Origin of the sequence: Pseudomonas lurida (assembly GCF_002563895.1) — a bacterium.
In the GTDB taxonomy this organism is placed as follows: Bacteria; Pseudomonadota; Gammaproteobacteria; order Pseudomonadales; family Pseudomonadaceae; genus Aquipseudomonas; species Aquipseudomonas lurida.
The window spans coordinates 3,906,707-3,932,677 of sequence record NZ_PDJB01000001.1 but is presented as its reverse complement, the minus strand read 5'-3'; the positions used below and the strand labels follow the sequence as shown (position 1 = coordinate 3,932,677).

The window sequence follows — 25,971 nt, the reverse complement described above, 5'->3', positions numbered from 1 at the left end:
TATCAACACACGGCCTGTTGTTCAGGTCTTGAAGGTATTCCCGCCCCACCGCCAAGGGGCTTATCCAGAGGACACTGGAATGACACAGGCAATTGCTTCGCCCGCGGTTCACGACCTGATCGGTATCGGTTTCGGCCCTTCGAACCTGGCGCTGGCCATCGCCCTGCAGGAGCGCGAAAAGGCCCAGGGCAAACTGGACGTGCTGTTTCTCGACAAACAGGCCGACTACCGCTGGCACGGCAATACCCTGGTGACCCAGAGCGAACTGCAGATCTCGTTCCTCAAGGACTTGGTGACCCTGCGTAATCCCACCAGCCCGTACTCCTTCGTCAATTACCTGAAAGCCCACGACCGCCTGGTGGACTTCATCAACCTGGGCACCTTTTACCCGTGCCGCATGGAGTACAACGATTACCTGCGCTGGGTCGCCGGGCAGTTCCAGGCCCAGGCCCACTATGGCGAAGAAGTGCTGGCCATCGAGCCGATCCTGCATCAGCAGCAGGTTGAAGCATTGCGCGTGATTTCCCGCGATGCCGTGGGCGAGCAGCATGTGCGCACCACCCGGTCAGTGGTGGTCAGCGCTGGCGGCACGCCGCGCATTCCCGAAGCCTTCAAGGCACTCAAGGGTGACGGCCGAGTGTTCCACCACTCCCAATACCTGGAACGCATGGCCACGCAGCCGTGTGTCGAGGGCAAGGCCATGCGCATCGCCATCATCGGCGGTGGCCAAAGTGCGGCCGAAGCCTTTATCGACCTGAACGACAGCTTCCCTTCGGTGCAGGTCGACATGATCCTGCGCGGTTCGGCGCTCAAGCCCGCGGATGACAGCCCGTTCGTCAACGAAGTGTTCTCGCCGGCCTTTACCGACCTGGTGTTCCAGCAAGAGGGTGCCGAGCGCGAGCGCCTGGTCGCCGAATACCAGAACACCAACTATTCGGTGGTCGACCTGGACCTGATCGAGCGCATCTACGGCATCTTCTACCGCCAGAAAGTCTCGGGCATCGTCCGCCAGGCGTTCCGCACCATGACGGTGGTCGAGAAGGCCACTCCAGGCCCGCTGGGCATCGAACTGGTGCTGCGCAACAACGCCAATGGCGACACCAGCGTCAATCATTACGACGCGGTGATCCTGGCCACCGGCTATGAGCGCCAGACACACCGCGCCTTGCTGGCGCCGCTGGAAGACTACCTGGGCGACTTCGAAGTGGCGCGCGACTACCGCATCGTCACCGACGAGCGTTGCAACGCCGGTATCTACATCCAGGGCTTCAGCCAGGCCAGCCACGGGTTGAGCGATACGTTGCTGTCAGTACTGCCGATTCGCGCCGATGAAATTGCGGCGTCGTTGTATGCACTGGACCGTGGGCGCGGCAAGGGGCGTTCGGTGCAGGACCTGTTGCTCGCCACTGCCAGCTGACGCTGCAGGCGCCGGGCTTGCCGGCGGGGGCGATCGCAGGGACGCCATCGCCGACAAGCCGGCGCCTACCGGTCATCATCAGAGGCTGGTATTCGCGATTGCTCACTGATACTGTACAAAAAACCAGTATCGGTAGCCCTCCATGCAGTTGATCGAAAAACTCAGCATTCTCGCCGACGCCGCCAAGTACGACGCTTCCTGTGCGAGCAGTGGCGCGCCCAAGCGCAGCTCCGAGGGCAAGGCGGGGCTGGGTTCCACCGATGGCATGGGCATCTGCCACAGCTATACCCCCGACGGGCGATGCGTGTCATTGCTCAAGGTGTTGCTCACCAACTTCTGTCTCTACGACTGCCAATACTGCGTCAACCGCCGTTCCAGCGACGTGCCCCGCGCGCGTTTCAGCCCGGAGGAGGTGGTGACCCTGACCCTGGATTTCTACCGTCGCAATTGCGTCAGCGGGCTGTTTCTCAGCTCCGGCATCATCCGTTCGTCCGACTACACCATGGAGCAGTTGGTACGCGTGGCCAAGCTCCTGCGCGAAGAGCACGACTTCCGCGGCTATATCCACCTCAAGACCATTCCCGACGCGGACCCGGCGCTCATCGCCGAGGCCGGGCGCTATGCCGACCGGCTGAGCGTGAACATCGAACTGCCCACCGAGGCCAGCCTGCACACCCTGGCGCCTGAGAAACAGATCGTCTCGATCAAGCAGGCCATGCAGACTATCTACACCGGCGAGCAGACCGTGCTCAATGAACCTCGGGCGCCGCGTTTCGCCCCGGCCGGGCAGAGCACGCAGATGATCGTCGGTGCCGACGACACGGATGACAGCACCATCCTCCACGGGGCCGAGGCGTTGTACGGCAACTTCAAGCTGCGCCGCGTGTATTACTCGGCATTCAGTCCTATCCCCAACAGCCCGAAGAGCGTTCCCCTGGCCGCACCGCCGTTGATGCGCGAGCACCGGTTGTACCAGGCTGACTTCCTGTTGCGCAGCTACGGCTTCAGCGCCAATGAACTGTTCGAAGGCCCCGGCCACCTGGCCCTGGACATCGACCCCAAGCTGGCCTGGGCCCTGGATAACCGCGACGTCTTCCCCCTGGACTTGAACCGCGCCGAACCGACCTTGATCGCGCGCATTCCGGGCATTGGTTTGCGCACCACCCAGCGCCTGGTGGACCTGCGTCGTGAACGCAAGATCCGCTTCGAAGACCTGGCGCGCATGCGCTGCGTACTGGCCAAGGCCAAGCCGTTTTTCATCACCAGTGACTACCACCCGCAGCAGGCCGACAGCACCAGCGTGTTGCTGCGCGAACAATTGCGCGACCGTCCTCAGCCCCAGCAAATGGGGTTGTGGGGATGATCAGCCTGGAATGCGACAACCTGTTCAGCACCTGGCGCGAACAGGCGCGCTGGCTGCTCAGCCATCAGGTTGACCCCAGCCAGGTGAGCTGGGGAGAGGCAGAAGTGGCGGACCTGTTTGCCACCGACGAACCGATCCCCGAGGGGATGGGTCCGTTCCAGGCACGGATCCCCAAGGCATTGGTCGAACTGCTGGAGTCGGCGGCGTGTTACCACGGCGAGCAGCGCTGGAGCCTGTTGTATGAAGTGTTGTGGCGGGTCAGCCATGGCGACCGCACCGCGATGCTGGCGGGGGACAAGCTGGGCAGCGAGTTGCAGCGGCGAATCAAGCAGGTAAGCCGCGAGGCGCATCACTTGCATGCATTCGTGCGGTTTATCGCGCTGCCGGCCGGGGCAGGGCCGGAGTTGCCCGAATACGTGGCCTGGCATGAGCCGGCCCATGACATCTTGAAGTCCGCCAGTCAGCACTTTATCGGGCGCATGGGGCGTCATCGCTGGATGATCGCCACGCCGTTGGATGGGGTTTACTACGATGGCGAGCAGTTGATTCATCAGCGAAAGTGCCCCGAGGCGTGGCAGCAGCTGGCGCAGAATGTCGAGGACCCGCACAGTGCGATGTGGCTGACCTACTACAGCCATATCTTCAACCCGGCGCGATTGAATCCCAAGGTGATGGAAGGGCATTTGCCAAGTCGGTTCTGGAAGAATCTGCCGGAGGGCAAGCTGATACCGGGGTTGATCAGTGAAGCGCGGACGGGCAAGCAGCGCGATGGGCAGGCGAAGCTGATCGGCACCAAGCCTGGCAAGAAAATATTAAGCGGGCACGGTTAAACACGGGGAGTTGGCTTGCTTGTGATAGCGGTGGGTCAGAGACTCCGCTTTCTCAGGCAAGCCAGCTCCCACGGCGCTGGCTGTGTCGGGTGGGGTGGGTTTCAGGCCAACTCGGTGGCGGTGTTCTTCACCACCGCCAACTCCGGATGCGCCACCAGCTTATCGATGTGCAGTTCGTCATTGTTCAACCAGGTCTCGCTCAGCACCCGGTAATGCTCCATGTCCCGGCAGCGCATGCGCAGGCTGTAGTCAAACGGTCCACTGATCAATTGGCAGTCGAACACTTGGGGGCAGGCCTTCACACAGGCTTCGAAAGCCTTTTGCGCCGAGCGCCCGCTTTGGTTGGACAAGGCCACCAGCACCAGTAACGAGAGCCCCGGCGAAACCATCTGCACATCGATGATCGCCCCATACCCACGGATCACCCCGCGTCGCTCCAGCTTGCGCACGCGCTCCAGGCAGGGCCTTGGGGTGAGGTGCACCAGCGACGAGAGTTTTTCGTAAGTGATACGCCCCTGGTGGCGCAGCACTTCGATGATGGCTTCATCGATGCGGTCCAGCGCGGGGGCGGAATAGGGTCCGTTGGCCTTGTTATCCATGGGGTTCACTTCAAGCGGTTGGAAAAAATGGCGGCAAACATTGCACGTTTGCCAGACCCTCCACATGGTACGGCCTTCCACCGTCAACGTCTGTATGCGGTAGGAGGCTTGCCTGCAAACCTCAGGCGCGCTTTTTTTGCTGCGCGACGGGCGATTGGGCCAGGCGGGCAAACAAATCTTTCGGGTCGGCGAGGTCTGGGACGAGCTCCAATTCGCTGCCTATGCCCAGCGCCTCGGCAACATCCAGCACATAACGCAGAGCCGAATAATCCTCGATGGCAAAGCCTACGGAGTCGAACAGGGTGACCTGGCGTGCATTTTCGCGGCCGGGCTTCTGGCCATTGATCACTTGCCACAGTTCGGTCACCGGCGAGTCTTCCGGCATATGCTGGATTTCGCCTTCGATGCGGCTTTGTGGTTCGTATTCGACGATCACGCGGGCGCGCTCGACGATACGTCGGTCCAGCTCGGTCTTGCCTGGGCAGTCGCCCCCGACGGCATTGAGGTGCATGCCGGGTTCGATCATGTCGTCGGTGAGGATGGTGGCGTAGGCCTTGTCGGCAGTAACGGTGGTGACAATGTCGGCGCCTTTGACCGCTTCGGCCACGCTGCCGGCCAGGATCACCGTGATCGCAGGGAAGGCCTTGAGGTTGGCTGCCAGTTTGGCGGTGGCCTTGGCGTCGATATCGAACAGGCGGATCTCATTGATGCCGAGCATGGCGTGGAAAGCCAGGGCCTGGAATTCGCTCTGCGAGCCGTTGCCGATCAGCGCCATGCTGCGGCTGTTGTCGCGGGCCATGTAGCGGGCGACCAGCGCCGAAGTGGCAGCTGTGCGAATCGCGGTGGTCAGGGTCATTTCCGCCAGCATTACCGGCAGGCCTGTGTCGACATCGCCCAGTGCGCCGAACGCCATCACGGTCAGCATGCCGGCCAGGGTGTTTTTCGGGTGGCCGTTGACGTATTTGAACGCATACAGCGAGGCGTCGGATACCGGCATCAGCTCGATCACGCCGTCCGGCGAGTGGTTGGCCAGTCGCGCGCATTTTTCGAAATCCTGCCAGCGCAGGTAGTCGGCGCGGATGTACTCGGCCATTTCAGTGATGCAGGTTTGCAGGCCTTTTTGCGAGACCAGATAGCAGAGGTCGTTGACGTCGATATAGCGGGTCATGGAGGTACTCCTTGTTATTCGGGGACGGCCAGCGTTTTCTGCTGCACGCAGAGTCGGGCCATGTGCCGGGCCAGTGCGGCTATTGTGTGGGTTATCGCCACAGAATCCCGGCTGAAACACGCGGATGGTCCAGCCGGGAAAGCTGAAAAATGGGGTGTGGCAGCCGAATCGGCTGCGTGGGTTTGAATGGGGTCAAACTGTGGGAGCGAGCAAGCCTGCGCCCACATTGGTATTGTGAGGTTTGCAAAACCCGCGTCAGCCAGGAGGAATCATGTCGACCGCTGTTCGTATTGCCCAAACCGCCGATGCCGAGGGGATCAGCCAGGTCATCCTGGCGGCTCTGCATAGCAGCAATGCGCGGGATTATCCGCCGGATGTGATTGCGCGGGTCGCCGCTAACTTCACGCCGGACGCGGTGTTGGCGTTGCTCCAGCGCCGCGTGGTGCTGGTGGCGGTTCAGGAGCGAGTGATCGTCGCCACCGCTGCCCTCGACGCCAATGTGGTGCGCTCGGTGTTCGTCAACCCGGCGCTGCAAGGGCAGGGTATTGGTCGGCTATTGATGATCGAGATTGAACTGCGTGCCCGCGAAGCGGGAGTGACGGTGTTGAGTGTGCCGTCTTCGCTGACCGCCGAACCGTTCTACGCCAAGCTGGGGTTTCACACCGTGCGCGACGTCTACCACGGCAACGAGCGTACGTTGGTGATGGAGAAAGCGCTGCTGTCCCGTCACCCCATCGGGCCGTATCGCGACCGTCAGCACCGGGCGCAGGTGGTAGCGTTATGGCAAGAGGCGTTTGGCTATGACACGGCGCATAACCTGCCAACGCTGGCGATTGATAAAAAGCTGGCCGTCAACGATGGGCTGTTTTTCGTCGCGACTGATAAAAAAACCGTTGTCGGTACGATTCTGGCCGGCTATGACGGCCATCGCGGTTGGCTGTATTCGGTGGCGGTGCATGCGGACTATCGGCGTCATGGCCTGGGTTCGTCGCTGGTGCGGCATGCGGAACAGGCATTGACGGCGCTGGGCTGCATGAAGGTCAACCTGCAGATCACCAGTGGCAATGACGGGGTGGCGGGGTTCTATGAGGCGTTGGGGTATGGGGTGGAGCCGAGGATTAGTATGGGAAAGAAGATTGTTGGGAATATTCCGACTCAATCCTGAGAGCACGTAAAGCAGGTGTGGGCGCTGGCAAGCCAGCGCCCATACGGGTACAGGGTTATACCTTGACGATCCAGCCTGCTGGCGCTTCGACGTCGCCGGTCTGCACACCGGTCAGCTCCTTGTAGAGCTTTTGGGTGATCGGGCCGACTTCGGTCTCGCTGTGGAACACGTGCAGCTTGCCGTTGTACTGGATGCCGCCGATCGGTGAGATCACTGCAGCGGTCCCGCAGGCACCGGCTTCCTTGAACTGGTCCAGCTTGTCGATGAACACTTCGCCCTCGACCACGTCCAGGCCCAGGCGGGTCTTGGCCAGTTCGATCAACGACAGGCGGGTGATGCCTGGCAGTACCGAAGGCGACTTCGGCGTGATGAACTGGTTGTCGTGGGTGATCCCGAAGAAGTTGGCCGAGCCGACTTCTTCGATTTTCGAGTGGGTCATCGGGTCCAGGTAGATCGCGTCGGCGAAACCGGATTTTTTCGCTTCGGCACCTGGCATCAGGCTGGCAGCATAGTTGCCACCGACCTTGGCGGCACCGGTGCCTTGTGGCGCGGCACGGTCGAAGGTGGAGATCTGGAAGTTGTGAGGCACCAGGCCGCCCTTGAAGTAGGCGCCGACCGGGATGGCGAACACGGAGAAGATGAACTCCGGCGCGGTACGCACGCCGATGTTGTCACCGGTGCCGATCACGAACGGGCGCAGGTACAGCGCACCGCCGCTGCCGTACGGCGGGATGAAGCGCTCGTTGGCCTTGACCACTTGTTTGCACGCGTCGATGAAGTCTTCGGTCGACACATGCGGCATCAGCAGGCGTGCGCAGCTGCGCTGCATGCGGGCGGCGTTCTGGTCCGGGCGGAACAGGTTGATCGAGCCGTCCTTGCAGCGGTAGGCCTTGAGGCCTTCGAAGCATTGCTGGCCATAGTGCAGGGCGGTTGAGCCCTCGCTGATGTGCAGCACGTTATCGTCGGTCAGGGTGCCGGCTTGCCATTCGCCGTTTTTCCAGACTTGGAGAAACCGCTTGTCGGTCTTGATGTAGTCAAAACCCAGCTTGTCCCAATTGATGCTTTCGTTACCCATGACACCCTCTATCTCTGGTCAACCGCCTGGTCGAAGGCAGGCTTGTCGGTTTTTTCTGGATGGGCGCAACAATACTTCATTCTTGGCCGGTGTGGGAGCGGGTGGGTGGCCCATTCAGCAGGTGTGTTGGCTGATCCACCGCTGTCGCAGGCAAGCCGGCTCCCCCATTTGGAGTGCATTCCCCTGCGGGAGCTGGCTCGCCTGCGATGGCCCCACCGCGGTTTTACAGGTGCAACGCGTGCCCCAAAGCCCTTAAGGCGGCTTCCTGCACAGCCTCTCCTAGGGTCGGGTGGGCGTGGACAGTGCCGGCCACGTCCTCCAGGCGCGAACCCATTTCCAGGCACAGGCCGAACGCGGTGGACAGCTCCGAAACACCCACCCCCACGGCTTGCCAGCCGACGATCAGGTGGTTGTCACGGCGTGCCACCACCCGTACGAAGCCGGTCTTGGACTCCAGGGTCATGGCCCGGCCATTGGCGGCGAACGGGAAACTCGACACGATGCAGTCCAGGCCGGCCGCCTTGGCTTCATCCGGTGTCTTGCCGACCACCACCAGTTCCGGGTCGGTAAAGCACACCGCCGGGATCGCTGCCGGGTTGAATTCGCGGGACTTGCCGCTGATCAGTTCGGCGACCATTTCACCCTGGGCCATGGCTCGGTGGGCCAGCATCGGCTCGCCGCTCAGGTCGCCGATGGCCCACACGTTGCGCATGCTGGTCTGGCAGCGGCTGTCGATCTTGATCGCCGCACCGTTCATTTCCAGGTTCAGCGCCTCGAGGTTCCAGCCCTGGGTGTTGGGTTTGCGTCCCACGGCGACCAGCACCTGGTCTGTGTCCAGCGACAACGTGTCGCCGTTTGGATCACGTACCTGCAGCTTGTTATCCGCAAAACCAGTGACGCTGTGCTTGAGGTACAGCTTCACCCCCAGTTGCTTGAGGGATTCGTTCACCGGCTGGGTCAATTCGGCGTCATAGGCTGGCAAGATGCGGTCCTGGGCCTCGACCACGCTGACGTCGGCGCCGAGCTTGCGGTACGCAATCCCCAACTCCAGGCCGATGTAGCCGCCACCCACCACGATCAAGCGCTTGGGCACTCGAGTGGGGGCCAGAGCTTCGGTGGACGAGATGATCGGCCCGCCAATCGGCAGCATCGGCAGGTTGACGCTTTTCGAGCCGGTGGCCAGCAATAGGTGTTCGCACTGGATGCGCTGGTCGCCAACATCGACGGTCTTGCCGTCGACAACCTTGGCCCAACCGTGGATCACCTGCACCTTGTGTTTCTTCAGCAGCGCAGCGACGCCAGTGGTCAGGCGATCGACGATGCCGTCTTTCCATTCCACGCTCTTGCGGATGTCCAGGGTCGGCACATCCACTTCGATGCCCAGGTGCGAGCCCTGGCTGTGATGAATGGTTTGCTGGAACTGTTCGGCCACATGGATCAAGGCCTTGGACGGAATGCAGCCGATATTCAGGCAGGTACCGCCCAACGCCTGGCCTTCCACCAGGACGGTCGGGATGCCCAGTTGGCCGGCGCGAATGGCGGCCACGTAACCGCCAGGGCCGCCGCCGATGATCAGCAGGGTGGTGTGCAATGTTTGAGTCATGCCCTTACTCCAGGAACAGGCTGGCGGGTTGTTCGAGCAGGCCGCGAATGGCCTGGATGAATTGCGCCGCGTCCATGCCATCGACCACCCGGTGATCGAAGGAACTGGAGAGGTTCATCATCTTGCGCACTACAATTTGGCCCTTGATCACCATTGGCCGTTCGACGATGCGGTTGACGCCCACGATGGCCACTTCCGGCAGGTTCAGCACGGGCGTGCTAACGATGCCGCCAAGTGCGCCCAGGCTGGTCAGGGTGATCGTCGAGCCGGACAGCTCGTCACGGCTGGCCTTGCCGTTGCGCGCCGCGGTGGCCAAGCGTGCGATTTCCTCGGCATTGCCCCACAGGCTGCGAGCTTCGGCGTGGCGCACCACCGGCACCATCAAGCCCACATCACTCTGGGTGGCGACGCCCACGTGCACCGCGCCAAGGCGGGTGATGACCTGCGCTTCGTCGTCGTAGCGCGCATTGATCTGCGGGAAGTCCCGCAACGCCACGACCATGGCGCGTACGATGAACGGCAGCAGGGTCAGCTTGCCACGCGTGGCGCCGTGTTTCTCATTGAGGTGCACGCGCAGTTCGTCCAGAGCAGTGACGTCGATTTCTTCCACATAGCTGAAGTGCGCGGCGCGCCGGGTGGCGTCCTGCATGCGCTGGGCGATCTTGCGGCGCATGCCGATCACCGGGATCTGTTCTTCGTCGTTGCGTTCGGCGTAGGGGTTGGCAGCGGTTTTGGTTGGCGTTGGACCCTGGAGCAAGTAAGCGTCCAGGTCTTCGTGCAGAATCCGGCCGGCCGGGCCGGAGCCCTGGACCAGGCGCAACGCAATACCAGCGTCCAGCGCATGCTTGCGCACGGCGGGGGAGGCCAGGGGCCGCTCGTCGGCCTCGCGTGCCACGGGGGCTTGGGCGGCTACGGCCGGCGCGGGTTTGCTCACAGGTGCAGGTGCAGGTGCAGGTGCGGGTGCTGGCTTGGCTTCAACGACCGGCGCTGGCGCAGTTTTCACTGCTTCAGCAGCCACGGGCGCGTCCTTGGTATTGCCTGCGCCTTCCACTTCGATGCTGATCAGAATACTGCCCACGGCCATGACTTCGCCCGGCTCGCCGCCGAGGGAAATGACCTTGCCGTGCACTGGCGAGGGAATGTCCACCATCGCCTTGTCGGTCATGACATCCGCCAGCACCTGGTCTTCAACCACGAGGTCGCCAACCTTCACATGCCACACCGACAGTTCAACTTCAGCGATGCCTTCGCCAATGTCTGGCATCTTGATAACGTGCGTGCCCATTCAGACCTCCATGACCCGTTTCAACGCCGCGCCCACGCGGGACGGCCCTGGGAAATACGCCCACTCTTGCGCGTGCGGGTAGGGTGTGTCCCAGCCGGTGACGCGTTCGATCGGCGCTTCCAGGTGGTGGAAGCAATGCTCCTGCACCAGCGACACCAGTTCGGCACCAAAGCCGCAGGTGCGGGTGGCTTCATGCACCACCACGCAACGGCCGGTTTTCTTCACGGAGTTGACGATGGTTTCCAGGTCCAGCGGCCACAGGCTGCGCAGGTCGATGACTTCGGCATCGATGCCGGTTTCTTCGGCGGCGACTTGCGACACATACACTGTGGTGCCATAGGTCAGCACGGTAACGGCCGAGCCTGGACGCACGATGGCGGCCACGTCCAGCGGTACGGTGTAGTAACCATCCGGCACTTGGGCTTGCGGGTGTTTCGACCACGGGGTAACCGGGCGGTCGTGGTGGCCGTCGAACGGGCCGTTGTACAGGCGCTTGGGTTCCAGGAAGATCACCGGGTCATCGTTTTCGATCGAGGCGATCAGCAGGCCCTTGGCATCATAGGGGTTGGAGGGCATCACCGTGCGCAGGCCGCAGACCTGGGTGAACACCGCTTCGATACTCTGGCTGTGGGTCTGGCCACCGTAGATGCCGCCGCCGCACGGCATGCGCATGGTCAACGGCGCGGTGAACTGGCCGGCCGAGCGATAACGCAGGCGCGCCGCCTCGGAGATGATCTGGTCGGTAGCGGGGTAGACGTAGTCGGCGAACTGGATCTCGGCGACCGGGCGCAAGCCATAGGCACCCATGCCCACCGCTACGCCGATAATGCCGCTTTCCGAAATCGGTGCGTCAAATACCCGCGAGCTGCCGTACTTGGTCTGCAAGCCTTCGGTGCACCGGAACACGCCGCCGAAGTAGCCGACGTCCTGGCCGAATACCACCACGTTGTCGTCACGCTCAAGCATCACATCCATGGCCGACCGCAAGGCCTGGATCATGGTCATGGTGGTGGTGGTCATGGCGGTTTCCACTTCAATGCTGTTGTTGTGATCGTTCATGTCAGATCCCCAACTCTTGACGCTGGCGCTTCAAGTGCTCCGGCATCTCTTTATAGACGTCTTCGAACATGGTCGCGGCGCTTGGAATCTGGCCGCCGGCAAGGGTGCCGTACTGTTCGGCTTGTTTTTGCGCTGCAATCACGTCGGCTTCAAGCTCGGCACTGACCGCCGCGTGTTCCTCTTCGGACCACTGGCCAATCTGGATCAGGTGCTGCTTGAGGCGGGCGATCGGGTCGCCCAGGGGGAAGTGGCTCCAGTCATCGGCGGGACGGTATTTGGACGGGTCATCGGAGGTCGAGTGCGGGCCGGCGCGGTAGGTGACCCACTCGATCAACGTTGGCCCCAGGTTGCGGCGTGCGCGTTCCGCTGCCCACGCGGAAGCGGCGTAGACCGCGATGAAGTCGTTGCCGTCCACGCGCAGGGAGGCGATACCGCAACCCACGCCGCGTCCGGCGAACGTCGTGGCTTCACCGCCGGCAATCGCCTGGAAGGTGGAGATGGCCCACTGGTTGTTGACCACGTTGAGGATCACCGGCGCGCGGTAGACGTGGGCGAAGGTGAGTGCCGTATGAAAGTCGGATTCGGCGGTAGCGCCGTCGCCGATCCAGGCGGAGGCGATCTTGGTATCGCCCTTGATCGCCGAGGCCATGCCCCAGCCCACGCCTTGTACGAATTGGGTCGCAAGGTTGCCGGAAATCGTGAAGAAGCCGGCGTCTTTCACTGAATACATGATCGGTAACTGGCGACCCTTGAGCGGGTCGCGCTCGTTGGACAGCAGTTGGCAGATCAGATCCACCAGTGGCACGTCGCGGGCCATCAGGATGCTTTGCTGGCGGTAGGTGGGGAAGCACATGTCGTCAATGTTCAAGGCCAGGGCCTGGGCGCTGCCAATGGCTTCTTCGCCGAGGCTTTGCATGTAGAACGACATTTTTTTCTGACGCTGGGCGACCACCATGCGGTTGTCGAAGATTCGCGTCTTGAGCATGGCGCGCATGCCCTTGCGCAGGATCTCCACGGGCACGCCTTCGGCCCATGGCCCCAGGGCCTGGCCCTGGTCGTCGAGCACGCGGATCAGGCCCTTGGCCAGGTCGGCGGTGTCGGCGGGTTCTACGTCGATGGCGGGTTTGCGCACCAGGCCGGCGTCGGTGAGGCGCAGGTAGGTAAAGTCGGTCTTGCAGCCTGGACGGCCCGAGGGTTCAGGGACGTGCAGGCGCAGTGGTTCGTACTGCTGGGTCATGGCTTTCTACGCTCTATCTTGTGAATTTCTTGTAGTGGGCGCGCTAGCTGACAGTCAGGCTCCGGGTAGGAGAAATCTTGTCCTACAACAATCATAGGCGTGGCGTAGAAGAATATTTATCTCTGTTTCGTTGCGCCCGCGATCATTTGCGGATAAAAAACCTGCATAAACATAATAAATAGGTGATTTTGTCTCATGCGCAAACTGGACCGTACCGATATCGGCATTCTCAACGCCTTGCAGGAGAATGCGCGGATCACCAACGCCGACCTGGCCCGCTCGGTGAACCTGTCGCCCACGCCGTGTTTCAACCGGGTGAAGGCGATGGAAGAACTGGGCCTGATACGTGAGCAGGTCACGCTGCTGGATGCCGACCTGCTGGGCCTGCACGTCAACGTATTCATCCACGTGAGCCTGGAAAAGCAGAATGAGTTGGCGTTGCAGCAGTTCGAAGGCGCGATCTCCGACCGACCCGAGGTGATGGAGTGCTACCTGATGGCCGGCGACCCGGACTACCTCATCCGGGTGTTGGTGCCGACGATCCAGTCGCTGGAGCGCTTCATGATGGACTTTTTGACCAAGGTGCCGGGCGTCGCCAACATCCGCTCAAGTTTTGCGCTCAAGCAGGTGCGCTACAAAACCGCGCTGCCATTGCCGGCCAACGGCATCAGCCTCGGCTCATGACTCAACCCCCAACTACTGTGGGCGCAGGCAAGCCAGCTCCCACAGGGGTCGAGGTTTTTACAGTTGGTTAAGGGGGATCTTCAGGTAAGTCACGCCATTCTCTTCCGCTGGCGGCATATTCCCCGCCCGCACATTCACCTGGATCGCCGGCAACAACAGCGTCGGCATCCCCAGCCCGGCATCGCGCTGGGTACGCATCGCCACGAACGCCGCCTCATCCACCCCGTCATGCACATGGATATTTCCCGCGCGCTGCTCGGCCACCGTGGTCAGGCACTTGGCCTCACGGCCCTCAGGCGGGTAGTCATGGCACACATACAGCTGGGTTTCAGGTGCAAAGGCCAACAGCTTGCGCATCGAGGCATACAACTGCCGCGCATCGCCGCCCGGGAAATCACAGCGCGCCGTGCCCACATCCGGCATGAACAGCGTATCGCCCACCAGGATCAACCGGTCCTCGATCAGGTAGGCCATGTCCGCCGGGGTATGCCCAGGCACATGCAGGGCCTGGGCCTTCAGGCTGCCGATGTGAAAGATTTCATCCGGTGCAAACAGGTGATCGAACTGGGACCCATCGACCCGGAACTCCGGCTCCAGGTTGAACAGGTTCTTGAACACGTCCTGCACCTTGCTGATGGACTGCCCGATCGCGATCTTGCCGCCCAGCGTTCGGCGCAGGTAGGGCGCGGCGGAGAGATGATCGGCGTGGGCATGGGTTTCCAGCAGCCATTGCACGTGCAAGCCGTGCTCGCGCACGAAGCGGATGACCTTGTCGGCCTGGGCGGTGTCGGTGCGCCCCGAGGCCGGGTCGTAGTTGAGCACCGAATCGACGATGGCACAGGGGCCACCGTTGGTTTCATAGACGACGTAGGTAAAGGTCGACGATGCCTCGTCCAGAAAAGCTTGAATCAACGCTGGCATGGCGGCTGTCCCCGATGAAGAAAAAAGTAGTTACAATCAGTTTATGTTTACACATAATGTTTTGAGCTTAAGTGACAGAAAGGACCCGAGGCAAATGGAATCTACTCTGAGTGAGGGCGAAGTCGCCCAACTGCGCGCATCGGCGTCCAAGGCGTGTGCCTTGCTCAAGGCGCTGGCCAATGAGGACCGTTTGTTGATCCTGTGCCAGTTGACCCAGGGCGAGCGCAACGTCGGCGAGCTCGAAGCCTTGACTGGCGTGCGCCAGCCCACGCTGTCACAACAGTTGGGCATCCTGCGCGACGAAGGGTTGGTCGCCACCCGTCGGGAAGGCAAGTACATCTTCTACGGGCTGGCCAGCCATGAAGTGATCCAAGTGATGAAGACCCTGTCCGGGCTGTACTGCGGCGCGGTCATAAAAAGCTGGGCGTGACGCCATCCGGCAGCGACCCTTGTGTGCATGTATTACAAAGGCGATAGACCATGACCGAACAACACTGGGGCCCTACCATCAGTGGCGATATCGTAGTCATCGGCGGCGGCTCGGCGGGCATCGGCCTGCTGGCCAGCCTGCTCAAGCGCAACCCCCACCTGAATATCACCCTGATCGAACCCAGCGACTACCACTGCTACCAGCCCGCCTGGACCCTCGTGGGCGGCGGCGCCTACGACGTGAAGAAGACCCGCCGCGCGCTGGCCGACGTACTGCCCAACGGCGTCACCTGGGTGCAGGCCGCGGTCACCGAGGTGCTGCCAGAGGAGCAAACGCTGGTCCTCGACAATGGCCAGCGCGTCAGCTGGAACAACCTGATCGTCTGCCCCGGCCTGCGCCTGGCCTGGGAGAAGGTCGAAGGGCTTCAGGACACGCTCGGCAAGCATGGCGTCACCTCCAACTACAGCTACCAGCACGCCGCCTATACCTGGCAGCTGGTGCAGCAGCTCAAGGGCGGCAAGGCGATCTTTACCCAGCCTGCCATGCCGATCAAATGCGCAGGCGCGCCGCAGAAAGCCATGTACCTGTCCTGTGATCATTGGCTCAAGCAGGGTGTGCTGAAAAACATCGACGTCGAATTCGACCTGGCCGGCGCTGCGCTGTTCGGCGTGCCGACCTTTGTGCCGCCGCTGATGAAGTACGTGGAAAAGTACAATGCCCGACTGGCGTTCAACTCCAACCTGGTGAAGGTTGACGGCCCTGCACGCAAGGCCTGGTTCGAGGTCAAGGATGCCGAAGGCAATGTCAGCGTTGAAGAAAAATCCTTCGACTTGCTGCATGTGGTCCCGCCGCAAGTGTCGCCGGATTTTATCCGCCAAAGCCCCCTGGCCGACGCTGCCGGCTGGTGCGAAGTGAACCCGCAGAGCCTGCAGCACCTGCGCTACCCGCATATCTTCGGGCTGGGCGACGTGTGCGGCACCACCAATGCCAAGACCGCCGCTGCGGTGCGCAAGCAAATCGTGGTGGTCGCCGAAAACCTCCTGGCCCTGCGCAAACAGGCACCGCTGCCGCTCAAGTACGACGGCTACGGTTCCTGCCCGCTGACAGTAGAGAAGGGCAAAGTGGTACTGGCCGAGTTTGGCTATGGCGGCAAGCTGCTGCCGACCTTTCCCCTGGACCCGACCCAGGCACGTCGCTCGATGTGGTTCCTCAAGGCCACCTTGCTGCCGTGGTTCTACTGGAACGGCATGCTCAAGGGGCGCGAGTGGCTGACCCGCCTGAGCAAGGTGGACTGAATGCTGCTGGCCAGCGTGTTGGGTTTATTGATGGGCCTAGTCATGGGCCTGACGGGCGCGGGCGGCGGCATCCTCGGGGTGCCGGCGCTGGTGCTGGGCCTGGGCTTGAGCATGACCCAGGCCGCGCCGGTGTCGTTGCTCGCCGTGGGCGCGGCGGCGGCGGTGGGCGCTATTGATGGTTTGCGTCATGGCCTGGTGCGTTACCGCGCCGCGTTGCTGATCGCCTTGCTTGGCGCGCTGTTTTCGCCCGTGGGCGTGTTTCTTGCCCACCAATTGCCGGAAGCGCTGCTGATGGGCCTGTTCAGTGCGTTGATGGTGCTGGTGGCCTGGCGCATGTTGCAGCGTGAAAAACGTGAGGCGGGGCCGAGTGACCATGGCGCCGCGTCCTGGGGCCAGAAGAACTGCATGCTCGACCAGCAGACCGGGCGCCTGGCCTGGACGGCCAAATGCAGCGCGACCCTGGCTGCCCTCGGCGCGGTAACCGGTGCGGTGTCCGGCCTGCTGGGCGTTGGCGGCGGCTTCCTGATCGTGCCGGCGTTCAAGCAACTCACCGACGTGCAGATGCGCGGCATCGTTGCCACCTCCCTGATGGTGATCAGCCTGCTTTCGCTGATCGGAGTGGCTGGTGCCTTCCATGCCGGTGTGCGCATCGAGCCGCTGGGCTGGGTGTTTGTCGGCGCAAGCATCGTCGGCATGCTGGCCGGGCGGCGCCTGTGTTCGGTGATTCCCGCGCGGACCTTGCAGGTGGGGTTTGCCAGCCTGTGTGTGGTGGTGGCTGCTGGAATGCTGCTCCACGCGTTCCTCTGAGACGGGGGCTGAGCCGTGTGAGGCAGTGACCGGCCTAGGGCGTTGATACCTGTCAACATGACCCCCGGCATTTCGCGTCATGCTCGTAGCCTGATTTGACGGCTACGGAGCCCACCATGAACGCCCCCGCGACAACCGCTGCATCCTTCAAACTGCCCCTCGGCCTAGTGGCTGCCGTGCTGGTGATGGCCGGGGTGCTGCTGTTGCCGCTGCCCACCGACTTGCCGGTGGCCGGGCACCGCATGCTGGCAATTCTTGCGTTTGCGGTGGTGGTGTGGATCACCGAAGCGGTGTCCTATGAAGCCAGCGCGATCATGATCACCTCGCTGATGGCTTTTCTGCTTGGCACCGCGCCGTCGCTGCAAGACCCCGCCCAGCTGATCGGCACCAGCCCGGCGATCAGCATGGCGCTCACCGGGTTTTCCAATCCGGCGCTGGCGTTGGTGGCGGGGGCGCTGTTTATCGCAGCGGCGATGACTCACACCGGCCTGGACCGACGCATTGCCCTGGTGACCCTGAGCCGGGTCGGCACCAGCACCCGGCGTATCCTGCTGGGGGCGATCGCGGTGACCATTCTGCTCAGCCTGGTAGTGCCCAGCGCCACGGCACGCAGTGCCTGTGTGGTGCCGATCATGATGGGGGTGATTGCTGCGTTCGGCGTGGACAAGCGCTCGAACATCGCTGCCGGCATCATGATTGTCGTAGCCCAGGGCACCAGTATCTGGAACGTCGGTATCCAGACTGCCGCTGCGCAGAACCTGCTCACCGTTGGCTTCATGGACAAGATGCTCGGCCAGCGCGTGTCCTGGCTTGACTGGCTGATCGCGGGCGCGCCGTGGGCGTTGATCATGTCGGCAGTGTTGCTGTTCCTCGTGCTCAAATTGCTGCCGCCGGAAACCGACAGCATTCCGGGCGGTAAAGAAGCGGTGGCGCAATCGCTGGCGGACATAGGCCCGATGACCGGGCCGCAGAAGCGCCTGTTGAGTGTTTCGGTGCTGTTGCTGTTGGCGTGGGCCACGGAAGGGCGCTTGCACAGTTTCGACACCACCTCGACCACCTACGCCGGGTTGGTGTTCCTGCTGTTGCCGGGCATCGGCGTAATGACCTGGAAGGATGTGCAGTCGCGTATCCCATGGGGCACGGTGATTGTGTTCGGGGTTGGCATCAGCCTGGGCACGGCGTTGCTCACGACTCAGGCCGGGCAATGGTTGGGTTCGACTGTCGTGGCCCATACGGGGTTGGATCAGGTAGGGCCGTTGGGTGTGTTCGCGATTCTTGGTGCGTTCCTGATCCTGATTCACCTGGGGTTTGCCAGCGCCACCGCATTGACCTCGGCGCTGTTGCCGATCTTGATTGCAGTGTTGCAGACGTTACCGGGGGAGTTCAGTCGCCTGGGGATGACCATGCTGTTGGGGTTTGTGATGAGCTACGGGTTTATCCTGCCGATCAATGCGCCGCAGAATATGGTGTGTTTGGGGACCGGGACGTTTACGGCGCGTCAGTTTGCCAAGGTGGGGGTTTTGGTCACGTTGGTGGGGTATCTGTTGATGCTAGTGTTTGCGGCGACTTATTGGAGTTGGCTGGGGTGGGTTTGAAATTGGGTGGGTGTCTTCAGTGCGCAAGGGGCCGGTGTGGGGGGGCTTGCCTGCGATGCGGGCATCTCGGTGCATCAGGCATATCGGGTTGATGCCATCGCAGGCAAGCCAGCTCCCACCTTTGATCGAGTTCGTCGCTGAGTAACTCGTGGGTTTTGAGGCCGTCGCATCTGGTTGCGAGATCAATCACCTATCTGCTTTTCTGTGTGAGCTGGCTTGCCTGCGATGCGGGCAACTCGGTGCATCAGGCACACCCGGTTGATGCCATCGCGCATTGGGTGACTGCTGGCGCTCTTCCAGAAATTGAGCCGCGCAAGAGCAGAAAACCCAGCGTGGCCGCTACCTGGGTAACGGATAGGGACCCAGGCCATAGCTGCACCCCCAACCCCAACATGGCAAGATGAACTCCGCTCAGGTTTACTACTCCCTGAGTAATGGTTCTACCGACGTTCCTCGTCGGGTCATCTAGGTCATCGAATGAACAAATACACCCCCCACACCTGGGAGCCCCACGAACGGCCGAGCCTGCCCGGTTCGCCGTCGACGCCGCTGCACCCGACGCACAAGCGTTGGCTATTTGCGATGGTCGGCGTGCTGGTGGCGATTACCGGGGGCTTGGGGAATGCGCTGGTCATCGCCAACCTGCAATACCTGCAAGGCGCGCTCGGCGCGACCACCGCTGAAATGGCCTGGCTTCCCGCCGCCTATGTAATGACCAACGTGTGCATGAACCTGTTGCTGGTAAAGTTCCGCCAGCAGTTCGGCCTGCGTGCATTCACTGAAGTGTTCCTGGTGCTATACGCACTGGTGACCTTCGGTCACTTGTTCGTCAACGACCTCAACTCGGCCATCGCCGTTCGGGCTGCCCACGGGATGGTTGGCGCGGCGCTGAGTTCATTGGGGTTGTACTACATGATCCAGGCGTTCCCGGCCAAGTGGCGCCTGAAGGCGCTGGTACTGGGGCTGGGTACCGCGCAGCTGGCTTTACCCCTGGCACGCCTGTTTTCCGAAGACCTGCTGCAAATCGCCGAATGGCGCGGCCTGTATCTGTTTGAATTGGGCATGGCGCTGATCTGCCTGGGCTGCGTGTTCCTGCTTAAACTTCCGCCCGGCGACCGCTTCAAGACCTTCGAAAAACTCGACTTCCTGACCTTCGCCATCCTCGCCACCGGTGTCGCTCTGCTCTGCGCCGTGCTGTCCTTGGGCCGCATCGACTGGTGGCTGGAAGCGCCGTGGATCGGCGTGGCCTCGGCGTGCTCCCTGGTGCTGATCATGGCCGGCCTGGCCATCGAGCATAACCGCGCCAACCCGCTGTTGATGACCCGCTGGCTGGGCAGCGGCGTGATGATTCGCCTGGCACTGGCGGTGGTCCTGATTCGCATGGTGCTCTCCGAGCAGTCCACCGGCGCGGTGGGGTTCATGCAGATGCTGAACATGAGCTACCAGCAGATGCACACGCTGTACGTGGTGATGCTGGCCGGGGCGATCGCCGGGCTGGTGGTCAGCGCCTTGACCATCAACCCGGCGCATTTGCTGATGCCGCTGGTGATTTCCCTGGCGCTGATGGCCACGGGGTCGGTGATGGACAGCTTTTCCAGCAACCTTACCCGGCCGCAGAACCTGTACGTCAGCCAGTTCCTGCTAGGCTTCGGCGGTACGTTCTTCCTGGGGCCGACCATGGTGCTGGGCACCAAGAACGTACTGACCAACCCGCGCAACCTGGTGAGTTTTTCGGTGATGTTCGGCATCTGCCAGAACCTCGGCGGCCTGATGGGGGCGGCGTTGCTGGGAACGTTCCAGATCGTGCGCGAGAAGTATCACTCCAGCATGATCGTCGAGCATTTGACCCTGCTCGACCCGCGTGTGGCCGCGCGGGTGCAGAGCGGCGGCTCGGCCTACGGTGGCGTTGTCGCCGACCCCGAGTTGCGCAACCTCATGGGCATTCGCAGCCTGGCCACGGCGGCGACCCGTGAAGCAAACGTGATGGCTTACAACGATGTCTTCATGCTGATCGCGATCATCGCGATACTGACCATGATCTGGATTTTTATCCGCAGTCTGTGGCTGTTGAGCACTACCAAGGCAGCAGCCCCTTCCGTTCAACCCAGCGGCGCTTCTTCATGACCGAACCGACTTCCACCACCTCGACCACCAACGCCATTGCCTCCACGCCGGAGGGCACCACGCCGCCCGGCGCCACGGTCACCGAGCCGCGTTCCTTGCGGGTGCGTATTGTCTCGTCCCTGGGCTTTGCCGCGATTGCCATCGTCGGGGTGTTGATCGTGTTGTATGCCTGGCAGTTGCCGCCGTTCAGCAGCGCGGTGGAAACCACTGAGAACGCCCTGGTGCGCGGGCAGGTGACGATTATCGGCCCACAGCTCAGTGGCTATGTGTTCGAAGTGCCGGTACAGGACTTCCAGTACGTGAAGGCGGGTGACCTGCTGGTGCGCCTGGACGACCGCATCTACAAGCAGCGCCTCGACCAGGCGCTGGCGCAGTTGGCGGTGCAAAAGGCATCGCTGGCGAATGTGGTGCAGCAGCGCAACAGCGCTGAAGCCACCATCCAGCTGCGCCAGGCGGCTTTGGTCGACAGCCAGGCGCAGGCGCGCAAAAGCACGGCCGACTTGCGTCGCAATGAAGAGTTGATCAGTGATGGTTCGGTGTCCAAGCGTGAGTTGGACGTCACCCGCGCCGCCAACGCACAGACCATCTCGGCGGTGGCCCAGGCCCAGGCCAGCCTGGAAATCGCGCGTCAGGACCTGCAGACGGTGATCGTCAATCGCGGCTCCCTGGAAGCGGCCGTGGCGAGTGCCGAGGCGGCGGTGGAGCTGGCGCGCATCGACCTGTCCAATACCCGCATCACCGCGCCCCGTGACGGCCAACTGGGGCAGATTGGCGTGCGACTGGGGGCTTACGTCAATTCCGGTGCGCAGTTGATGGCGCTGGTGCCGAAGCAGCTGTGGGTGATCGCCAATATGAAGGAAACCCAGATGGACAATGTGCAAGTCGGCCAGCCGGTGACCTTCACGGTGGATGCCCTGAACCATCGTAAATTCCATGGCACGGTGCAGCATATTTCTCCGGCCACCGGCTCGGAGTTCAGCCTGTTGCAGGCGGACAATGCCACCGGCAACTTTGTGAAGATCGCCCAGCGCGTGCCGGTGAGGATTACGGTGGATCCGGACCAGGCCGAAAGCGAGCGGTTGCGGCCGGGGTTGTCGGTGGTGGTCAGTATCGACACCGCAGGACGCCTGAAAAACAGCCCGCCCTGACACTCCGCCCTTGTAGATGCCTGCTTGGCGGGCTCCTACAAGGGAGAGTATTTCAGCGTAAAATCCAGCTGGGTTGACTGGCCTTGTTCCAGCAGTTTCAAACCCGGTCTGCCAGGCAGGTGATGGGCATTCACCGGGTGACTCACCGGTTCGATGCAAAAGAATTCCAGCCCCGGCGGGCAGTACAGCAGGAAGTAATCCGCGCCGCTCGCCTGGCATTCCAGCGCGTAATCCAGCTGCGGTTGCTCGATCCTGCAGTGGCCGTCCCACTGGCAAAAACCGTTGTCCACCAGGGTTTCCGGCAGGGCTTTCAATGCCCCGAAGTTCCAGGCCTCTGGCACCGGCGCCAACCCCGTGGGCAGCTTGGATGCATCACTCATCCACACCTGCGACGCCGTGGCCTGCAACCGGGTACCCGCTGTCCGTGGCAGGTAGGGATGCAATCCCAGCCCATGCCATGCAGGCTGTTCAGCCAGATGGGTCACCCGCAGCGTGATGCTCAGCTCACCGTTGTTCAACCCAAACCGCTGCTCGGCGCGATAGGCGAACGGCGTGTCGCAGAGTACTTCCAGCACCACCTCATTCTTCGACTGACTGACGACCTGCCACACCCGTTGCCAGGCCGAGCCATGAATCGGCAGCGGGTCCAGCGGACTGTTGGGCGTCAGGGCCAGCCACCCGCCGGGGTTGTCGAAACCGCCTTCGGCAATCCGGTTGGACCAGGGCGCCAGCGGATAGCACCCCAGCTTGCCCGGCAGTCCGGTGTTCACTGCCTGCTCATCGCTGTGCCGCAACAACGGTTGCCCACTCGCGAGTACACGCCAGTTGACGATGCTGCCACCCACGGCTGGCGCCAGGGTGAGGAGGGTGAGGGCGTCTTCCAGTTCGATCAGCATTCGCCATGCACCTGGAGCGCGAAGGTGGGTTCGGGCAACCCTTGCACGCCGGGGTTGAGGGCGAACACGCCGCCGGACAGCGACTGCTCGCTCTGATCATCGCGGATGGAAGTGACGAACAATGTCTCCAGGCGACTGCCGCCAAAGGCGCACATGGTGGGCTTTTTCACCGGGACCACCAGGGAGCGATCCAGGCGGCCGTCGGGTGTGAAACGGTGGACCAGCCCGGCGTCGTTGGCGCAGATCCAGTAGCAGCCGTCGGCATCGACGGCGGCACCGTCGGGGCGGCCGAGGTGCTGGTGCATGTCCACGAACACGCGGCGATTGGAGGGCGTGCCAGTGTCGATGTCGTAGTCGAAAGCCCAGACCTGCTGCACCAGCGGGTGGGAATCGGAGGCATACATCGTGCGGCCATCCGGGCTGAACGCCAGGCCATTGAGGGTGATAAAACCGTCAAGTTGCGCACAAGGTGCTGCGCCGGCCGCGTAGCGGTAGAGGATACCCTCGGCTGCGTTCAGGCCCATGTCCAACACCATGCTGCCGGCCCAGAAGCGGCCCTGGCGATCACAGCGGCCGTCATTCAGGCGCATGTCCGCGCGCGGGTGCTCGACACTCGCCAGGGGCGTGGTGTCGAGGCTGCCGTCATTGTGCGGTGTGAGTTGGAAAAAACCGCTTTCCATGCCGGCGACCCAGTTACCCGCCGTGGTGCGGGCGATACACGCGAGCATCTGTGGGGCTTTCCAGGCGGCGATATGGCCGCTGGCGGCGCTCCAGCGTTGCAGCCCACCGTTAGGGATATCCACCCAATACAGCGCGTTTTCCTCGGGGACCCATACCGGGCATTCGCCCACGGCATTACGCGCGTCAACAATCAGTTCAGCATTCATTGGTCAGTCACCGAACGGCCCTGCCGCGCAGAACGCGCCGCCCTGGTAGACCTTGGCCGGGTCATTGTCGGCCACGGGTGGCTGGGTTTCGACCTGGGCGCGGAACACTTCGGAGTTGTCCTTGGGGGCAAAACCCAAGTGCGCGGCGTAGCGGTTGTCCCACCAGGTGTCGAGGTTGGCCGACATGCCGTAGACCACGGTGTGGCCGACGTTGGGGGTGTACAGCGCACGCTCCAGCAGTTGCGTGAGGTCGTCGAAACTCAGCCAGGTATGCATCATGCGGCGGTTCTGCGGTTCCGGAAACGACGAGCCGATGCGAATGCTCACGGTCTCGATGCCGTAGCGATCAAAGTAGAAACTGGCCATGTCTTCGCCGTAGGACTTGGACAAACCATAGTAGCTGTCCGGGCGGCGCGGCGAGTGGGCGTCAAGGATCTCGCCCTGCTTGTGAAAGCCGATCACGTGGTTGGAGCTGGCGAAGATCACGCGCTTGACGCCATGGCGACGGGCCGCTTCGTAGATATGAAAGATGCCGCAGATGTTGGCGCCAAGCACCTCTTCAAAAGAACGCTCCACCGATACGCCGCCAAAATGCAGGATCGCATCGACGCCTTCTACCAGATGGTGCACCGCTTGTTTGTCGGCGAGGTCGCAGGGTTGCACTTCTTCGGACGCGTCGGCAGCCGGGGCCATGTTGGCGATGTCCGACAGGCGCAGCACATTGGCATACGGACGCAGGCGTTCGCGCAGGACTTTGCCCAAGCCACCGGCAGCACCGGTAAGCAGCAGGCGGTTGAATGGAACAGGTGGCGTAGTGGTAGTGGTCATGAGGGTTCCATTGTTGTTGTAGGTTGTCGTATGACTATGCTGGAAGTATCGTTATTGATTCCCCGGGTTGTCAACGCTATTACAGGCGACATGCATTGACTCCAAGTTTGCGCCCGATCCGAAACCTTACAACAGGGAGATCGGGTAGCTGATAAAGAGCCGATTCTCGTCGAACTCATTGTTGCTGAAATCACGACGCAGGGTCGAATTGCGCCAGCGCACATTCAGATCCTTCAGCGCACCGCTTTGCACTGTGTAGGCCAGTTCCGATTCGCGGCCCCATTCTTTGCCGTCGGTGATCGCCCCGGTGTGCACGTTACTGCCGCTGATATAGCGGTTCATCAAGGTGAGTCCGGGAATGCCGAGCACCACGAAGTTGAAGTCATGGCGCACCTGCCAGGATTTTTCCTTGGCGTTATCGTAGCTGGCGTTGTAGCTGTCGTTGGCCAGCGTGCCGCCGCTGGTGCCGTTGACCCGCATCCATACGCTGTCGCCGGTGAGTTTTTGCAGGCCCACATAGAAGGTGTTGCCGTTGTACTTGGCCGAAAGCAAGGCGAAGGCGGTCTTGTTGTCGAGGTCGCCGGCCAGGGCGCTGCCGTCTTCCTTGCCATTGAAAAAACCGAGGTTGGCGCCAAGGGTCCAGTCGCCCACGGGTTGGCTGTGGGTCAGGTTGAAATACTGTTGCTGGTAGATATCGGTGAGCTCGGCGTACCACACGCCGACCTGGGTGCGTTTGTCGTTGAAGGTGTATTCGCCGCCACCGAAGTTGAAGCGGTCGGAGGTGAACGCGGCTTTGCCGTTCATGAACATGTCTTCCATGCTCGCGTCGTTACGCGGGCTGTTACCGCGGAACTGGCCGCCGTAGAGGGTCAGGCCGGCGATTTCGCTGGAGGTGACCTGGCCGCCACGGAAGGTCTGGGGCAGCGACCGGCCGTCGTCGGAGCGCAGGATCGGTAGCACCGGCATCCACTCGCCAACCTTCAATTCGGTCTTCGACAGCTTGGTTTTCAGCGCCACGCCCAGTCGGCCGAAGTTGTCGGCGGGGCGGCCGTCGTCGTGGATCGGCAGCAATTGCGTCCCCCCCGTGCCCTTGCCGCCGTCGAGCTTTTGCGAATACAGGCCCAGCACGTCAATCCCGAACCCCACGGTGCCTTGGGTGAAGCCGGACTTGGCATCGAGAATGAAGTTCTGCGTCCACTCTTGCGCCTTGCCCTGGGGGTTGGTCGGGTTCGTGAAGTTGCGGTTGAAGTAGGCGTTGCGCAGGTTGAGCGTGGCCTTGGCGTCGTCGATAAAACCGTCTGCCTGAGCGCTGGGGGGGAGGGTAAGCGCCAGGCTGCCGAGGCCAAGGAGGCCGATACACGATGAAGCATTGCGGGCGAATTGACTCACAGGGGAGCTCCGTTTCTTTTGTTGTTTTTATTATTTGTCGTACGTCGTCGTACAACATTTAGCGGGATATTTGCGAGGTTTCCACGGGCTGTCAAGCAGAAGTTATACGATGACTAGGAGTGATTCGCTCAAAAGCGGGCACGCTCAATGTGGGCGCTGGCTTGCC

General features: G+C 62.1%; 23 protein-coding genes. 11 read left to right on the top strand and 12 right to left on the bottom strand.

Going from position 1 to position 25,971, the window contains the following annotated elements:
• The first annotated feature begins 79 nt into the window (after positions 1 to 79).
• The 3 genes from ATH90_RS17735 to ATH90_RS17725 all read left to right on the top strand — a co-directional run bounded on the left by ATH90_RS17735 (position 80) and on the right by ATH90_RS17725 (position 3,610).
• Positions 80 to 1,417 (top strand): lysine N(6)-hydroxylase/L-ornithine N(5)-oxygenase family protein, encoded by a 1,338-nt coding sequence (locus ATH90_RS17735; protein ID WP_034107340.1) that lies wholly within the window; start codon positions 80 to 82, stop codon positions 1,415 to 1,417.
• A 142-nt stretch (positions 1,418 to 1,559) separates the two neighbouring features.
• Positions 1,560 to 2,780: a putative DNA modification/repair radical SAM protein gene (locus ATH90_RS17730; RefSeq protein ID WP_015884767.1), complete on the top strand. Its 1,221-nt coding sequence runs from the start codon at positions 1,560 to 1,562 to the stop codon at positions 2,778 to 2,780.
• On the top strand, positions 2,777 to 3,610 hold the full coding sequence (locus ATH90_RS17725; RefSeq protein ID WP_098466897.1) for a TIGR03915 family putative DNA repair protein: 834 nt from the start codon (positions 2,777 to 2,779) through the stop codon (positions 3,608 to 3,610). The genes ATH90_RS17730 and ATH90_RS17725 overlap by 4 nt, the downstream gene beginning before the upstream one ends.
• A 101-nt stretch (positions 3,611 to 3,711) precedes the next feature.
• Here the strand turns inward: ATH90_RS17725 and ATH90_RS17720 are convergent, their stop codons facing one another.
• Both ATH90_RS17720 and ATH90_RS17715 read right to left on the bottom strand, forming a co-directional pair.
• Entirely contained in the window at positions 3,712 to 4,209 is a 498-nt protein-coding gene (locus tag ATH90_RS17720; RefSeq protein ID WP_034107335.1) for an Lrp/AsnC family transcriptional regulator, read from the bottom strand.
• Between the two features lie 121 nt (positions 4,210 to 4,330).
• Positions 4,331 to 5,377 carry an ornithine cyclodeaminase gene (locus tag ATH90_RS17715; protein ID WP_098466896.1) on the bottom strand — a complete coding sequence of 349 codons (1,047 nt, stop codon included), beginning with the start codon at positions 5,375 to 5,377 and terminating at the stop codon, positions 4,331 to 4,333.
• A 271-nt stretch (positions 5,378 to 5,648) separates the two neighbouring features.
• On the opposite strand from ATH90_RS17715, the gene ATH90_RS17710 reads away from it, so the two are divergent.
• Positions 5,649 to 6,542 carry a GNAT family acetyltransferase gene (locus ATH90_RS17710; RefSeq protein ID WP_098466895.1) on the top strand — a complete coding sequence of 298 codons (894 nt, stop codon included), beginning with the start codon at positions 5,649 to 5,651 and terminating at the stop codon, positions 6,540 to 6,542.
• Positions 6,543 to 6,597: 55 nt separating this feature from the next.
• Here ATH90_RS17710 and ATH90_RS17705 read toward each other — a convergent pair whose 3' ends face one another.
• The 5 genes from ATH90_RS17705 to ATH90_RS17685 all read right to left on the bottom strand — a co-directional run bounded on the left by ATH90_RS17705 (position 6,598) and on the right by ATH90_RS17685 (position 12,801).
• The gene (locus ATH90_RS17705) at positions 6,598 to 7,617 is read right to left on the bottom strand and encodes a branched-chain amino acid aminotransferase (protein WP_034107330.1); all 1,020 of its coding nucleotides are present in this window, start codon (positions 7,615 to 7,617) and stop codon (positions 6,598 to 6,600) included.
• 223 nt (positions 7,618 to 7,840) lie between these two features.
• On the bottom strand, positions 7,841 to 9,220 hold the full coding sequence (gene lpdA, locus ATH90_RS17700) for a dihydrolipoyl dehydrogenase (protein WP_069077752.1): 1,380 nt from the start codon (positions 9,218 to 9,220) through the stop codon (positions 7,841 to 7,843).
• Positions 9,221 to 9,224: 4 nt separating this feature from the next.
• Entirely contained in the window at positions 9,225 to 10,505 is a 1,281-nt protein-coding gene (locus ATH90_RS17695; protein WP_098466894.1) for a dihydrolipoamide acetyltransferase family protein, read from the bottom strand.
• A complete protein-coding gene (locus ATH90_RS17690; RefSeq protein ID WP_034107322.1) occupies positions 10,506 to 11,564 on the bottom strand; it encodes an alpha-ketoacid dehydrogenase subunit beta in 1,059 nt (352 codons plus the stop codon).
• Between the two features lies 1 nt (position 11,565).
• Positions 11,566 to 12,801, bottom strand: a complete 1,236-nt coding sequence (locus ATH90_RS17685; protein ID WP_098466893.1) for a 3-methyl-2-oxobutanoate dehydrogenase (2-methylpropanoyl-transferring) subunit alpha — start codon at positions 12,799 to 12,801, stop codon at positions 11,566 to 11,568.
• 195 nt (positions 12,802 to 12,996) lie between these two features.
• Between ATH90_RS17685 and bkdR the strand changes: the two genes are divergently transcribed.
• The gene (gene bkdR, locus ATH90_RS17680) at positions 12,997 to 13,485 is read left to right on the top strand and encodes a Bkd operon transcriptional regulator BkdR (RefSeq protein WP_003174877.1); all 489 of its coding nucleotides are present in this window, start codon (positions 12,997 to 12,999) and stop codon (positions 13,483 to 13,485) included.
• A gap of 57 nt (positions 13,486 to 13,542) precedes the next feature.
• Here bkdR and ATH90_RS17675 read toward each other — a convergent pair whose 3' ends face one another.
• Positions 13,543 to 14,406, bottom strand: coding sequence for an MBL fold metallo-hydrolase (locus ATH90_RS17675; RefSeq protein ID WP_069077754.1), 864 nt, complete (start codon positions 14,404 to 14,406; stop codon positions 13,543 to 13,545).
• Between the two features lie 94 nt (positions 14,407 to 14,500).
• On the opposite strand from ATH90_RS17675, the gene ATH90_RS17670 reads away from it, so the two are divergent.
• The 6 genes from ATH90_RS17670 to ATH90_RS17645 all read left to right on the top strand — a co-directional run bounded on the left by ATH90_RS17670 (position 14,501) and on the right by ATH90_RS17645 (position 21,805).
• Positions 14,501 to 14,836 (top strand): ArsR/SmtB family transcription factor, encoded by a 336-nt coding sequence (locus tag ATH90_RS17670; RefSeq protein ID WP_003174875.1) that lies wholly within the window; start codon positions 14,501 to 14,503, stop codon positions 14,834 to 14,836.
• A gap of 50 nt (positions 14,837 to 14,886) precedes the next feature.
• Positions 14,887 to 16,131, top strand: a complete 1,245-nt coding sequence (locus ATH90_RS17665) for an NAD(P)/FAD-dependent oxidoreductase (protein WP_034107317.1) — start codon at positions 14,887 to 14,889, stop codon at positions 16,129 to 16,131.
• Positions 16,132 to 16,938 (top strand): sulfite exporter TauE/SafE family protein, encoded by an 807-nt coding sequence (locus tag ATH90_RS17660; RefSeq protein ID WP_069077756.1) that lies wholly within the window; start codon positions 16,132 to 16,134, stop codon positions 16,936 to 16,938.
• Between the two features lie 116 nt (positions 16,939 to 17,054).
• A complete protein-coding gene (locus tag ATH90_RS17655) occupies positions 17,055 to 18,533 on the top strand; it encodes a DASS family sodium-coupled anion symporter (protein WP_069077757.1) in 1,479 nt (492 codons plus the stop codon).
• A gap of 477 nt (positions 18,534 to 19,010) precedes the next feature.
• Positions 19,011 to 20,657 carry an MFS transporter gene (locus tag ATH90_RS17650; protein WP_034107313.1) on the top strand — a complete coding sequence of 549 codons (1,647 nt, stop codon included), beginning with the start codon at positions 19,011 to 19,013 and terminating at the stop codon, positions 20,655 to 20,657.
• Positions 20,654 to 21,805: an HlyD family secretion protein gene (locus ATH90_RS17645; protein WP_098466892.1), complete on the top strand. Its 1,152-nt coding sequence runs from the start codon at positions 20,654 to 20,656 to the stop codon at positions 21,803 to 21,805. The genes ATH90_RS17650 and ATH90_RS17645 overlap by 4 nt, the downstream gene beginning before the upstream one ends.
• A 35-nt stretch (positions 21,806 to 21,840) precedes the next feature.
• On the opposite strand, the gene ATH90_RS17640 is transcribed toward ATH90_RS17645, so the two are convergent.
• The 4 genes from ATH90_RS17640 to ATH90_RS17625 form a co-directional block, all read right to left on the bottom strand.
• Complete coding sequence (locus ATH90_RS17640) at positions 21,841 to 22,701, bottom strand: aldose 1-epimerase (protein WP_174555858.1); 861 nt, start codon at positions 22,699 to 22,701, stop codon at positions 21,841 to 21,843.
• Positions 22,695 to 23,588, bottom strand: coding sequence for an SMP-30/gluconolactonase/LRE family protein (locus ATH90_RS17635; protein WP_098466891.1), 894 nt, complete (start codon positions 23,586 to 23,588; stop codon positions 22,695 to 22,697). The genes ATH90_RS17640 and ATH90_RS17635 overlap by 7 nt, the downstream gene beginning before the upstream one ends.
• Positions 23,589 to 23,591: 3 nt before the next feature.
• The gene (locus ATH90_RS17630) at positions 23,592 to 24,416 is read right to left on the bottom strand and encodes an NAD-dependent epimerase/dehydratase family protein (RefSeq protein ID WP_034107306.1); all 825 of its coding nucleotides are present in this window, start codon (positions 24,414 to 24,416) and stop codon (positions 23,592 to 23,594) included.
• 126 nt (positions 24,417 to 24,542) lie between these two features.
• The gene (locus tag ATH90_RS17625) at positions 24,543 to 25,805 is read right to left on the bottom strand and encodes an OprD family porin (protein WP_034107304.1); all 1,263 of its coding nucleotides are present in this window, start codon (positions 25,803 to 25,805) and stop codon (positions 24,543 to 24,545) included.
• Between the last annotated feature and the right edge of the window lie 166 nt (positions 25,806 to 25,971).

What these genes read in the sequence shown, in the direction of transcription:
- ATH90_RS17645 (WP_098466892.1), top strand. Translation starts at nt 20,654, where the DNA reads ATGACCGAACCGACTTCCACCACCTCGACCACCAACGCCATTGCCTCC.
- ATH90_RS17705 (WP_034107330.1), bottom strand. Translation starts at nt 7,617, where the DNA reads ATGGGTAACGAAAGCATCAATTGGGACAAGCTGGGTTTTGACTACATC.
- bkdR (WP_003174877.1), top strand. Translation starts at nt 12,997, where the DNA reads ATGCGCAAACTGGACCGTACCGATATCGGCATTCTCAACGCCTTGCAG.
- ATH90_RS17670 (WP_003174875.1), top strand. Translation starts at nt 14,501, where the DNA reads ATGGAATCTACTCTGAGTGAGGGCGAAGTCGCCCAACTGCGCGCATCG.
- ATH90_RS17630 (WP_034107306.1), bottom strand. Translation starts at nt 24,416, where the DNA reads ATGACCACTACCACTACGCCACCTGTTCCATTCAACCGCCTGCTGCTT.
- ATH90_RS17710 (WP_098466895.1), top strand. Translation starts at nt 5,649, where the DNA reads ATGTCGACCGCTGTTCGTATTGCCCAAACCGCCGATGCCGAGGGGATC.
- ATH90_RS17660 (WP_069077756.1), top strand. Translation starts at nt 16,132, where the DNA reads ATGCTGCTGGCCAGCGTGTTGGGTTTATTGATGGGCCTAGTCATGGGC.
- ATH90_RS17640 (WP_174555858.1), bottom strand. Translation starts at nt 22,701, where the DNA reads ATGCTGATCGAACTGGAAGACGCCCTCACCCTCCTCACCCTGGCGCCA.
- ATH90_RS17665 (WP_034107317.1), top strand. Translation starts at nt 14,887, where the DNA reads ATGACCGAACAACACTGGGGCCCTACCATCAGTGGCGATATCGTAGTC.
- ATH90_RS17675 (WP_069077754.1), bottom strand. Translation starts at nt 14,406, where the DNA reads ATGCCAGCGTTGATTCAAGCTTTTCTGGACGAGGCATCGTCGACCTTT.
- ATH90_RS17730 (WP_015884767.1), top strand. Translation starts at nt 1,560, where the DNA reads ATGCAGTTGATCGAAAAACTCAGCATTCTCGCCGACGCCGCCAAGTAC.
- ATH90_RS17655 (WP_069077757.1), top strand. Translation starts at nt 17,055, where the DNA reads ATGAACGCCCCCGCGACAACCGCTGCATCCTTCAAACTGCCCCTCGGC.
- ATH90_RS17685 (WP_098466893.1), bottom strand. Translation starts at nt 12,801, where the DNA reads ATGACCCAGCAGTACGAACCACTGCGCCTGCACGTCCCTGAACCCTCG.
- ATH90_RS17635 (WP_098466891.1), bottom strand. Translation starts at nt 23,588, where the DNA reads ATGAATGCTGAACTGATTGTTGACGCGCGTAATGCCGTGGGCGAATGC.
- ATH90_RS17725 (WP_098466897.1), top strand. Translation starts at nt 2,777, where the DNA reads ATGATCAGCCTGGAATGCGACAACCTGTTCAGCACCTGGCGCGAACAG.
- ATH90_RS17735 (WP_034107340.1), top strand. Translation starts at nt 80, where the DNA reads ATGACACAGGCAATTGCTTCGCCCGCGGTTCACGACCTGATCGGTATC.
- lpdA (WP_069077752.1), bottom strand. Translation starts at nt 9,220, where the DNA reads ATGACTCAAACATTGCACACCACCCTGCTGATCATCGGCGGCGGCCCT.
- ATH90_RS17650 (WP_034107313.1), top strand. Translation starts at nt 19,011, where the DNA reads ATGAACAAATACACCCCCCACACCTGGGAGCCCCACGAACGGCCGAGC.
- ATH90_RS17715 (WP_098466896.1), bottom strand. Translation starts at nt 5,377, where the DNA reads ATGACCCGCTATATCGACGTCAACGACCTCTGCTATCTGGTCTCGCAA.
- ATH90_RS17690 (WP_034107322.1), bottom strand. Translation starts at nt 11,564, where the DNA reads ATGAACGATCACAACAACAGCATTGAAGTGGAAACCGCCATGACCACC.
- ATH90_RS17695 (WP_098466894.1), bottom strand. Translation starts at nt 10,505, where the DNA reads ATGGGCACGCACGTTATCAAGATGCCAGACATTGGCGAAGGCATCGCT.
- ATH90_RS17720 (WP_034107335.1), bottom strand. Translation starts at nt 4,209, where the DNA reads ATGGATAACAAGGCCAACGGACCCTATTCCGCCCCCGCGCTGGACCGC.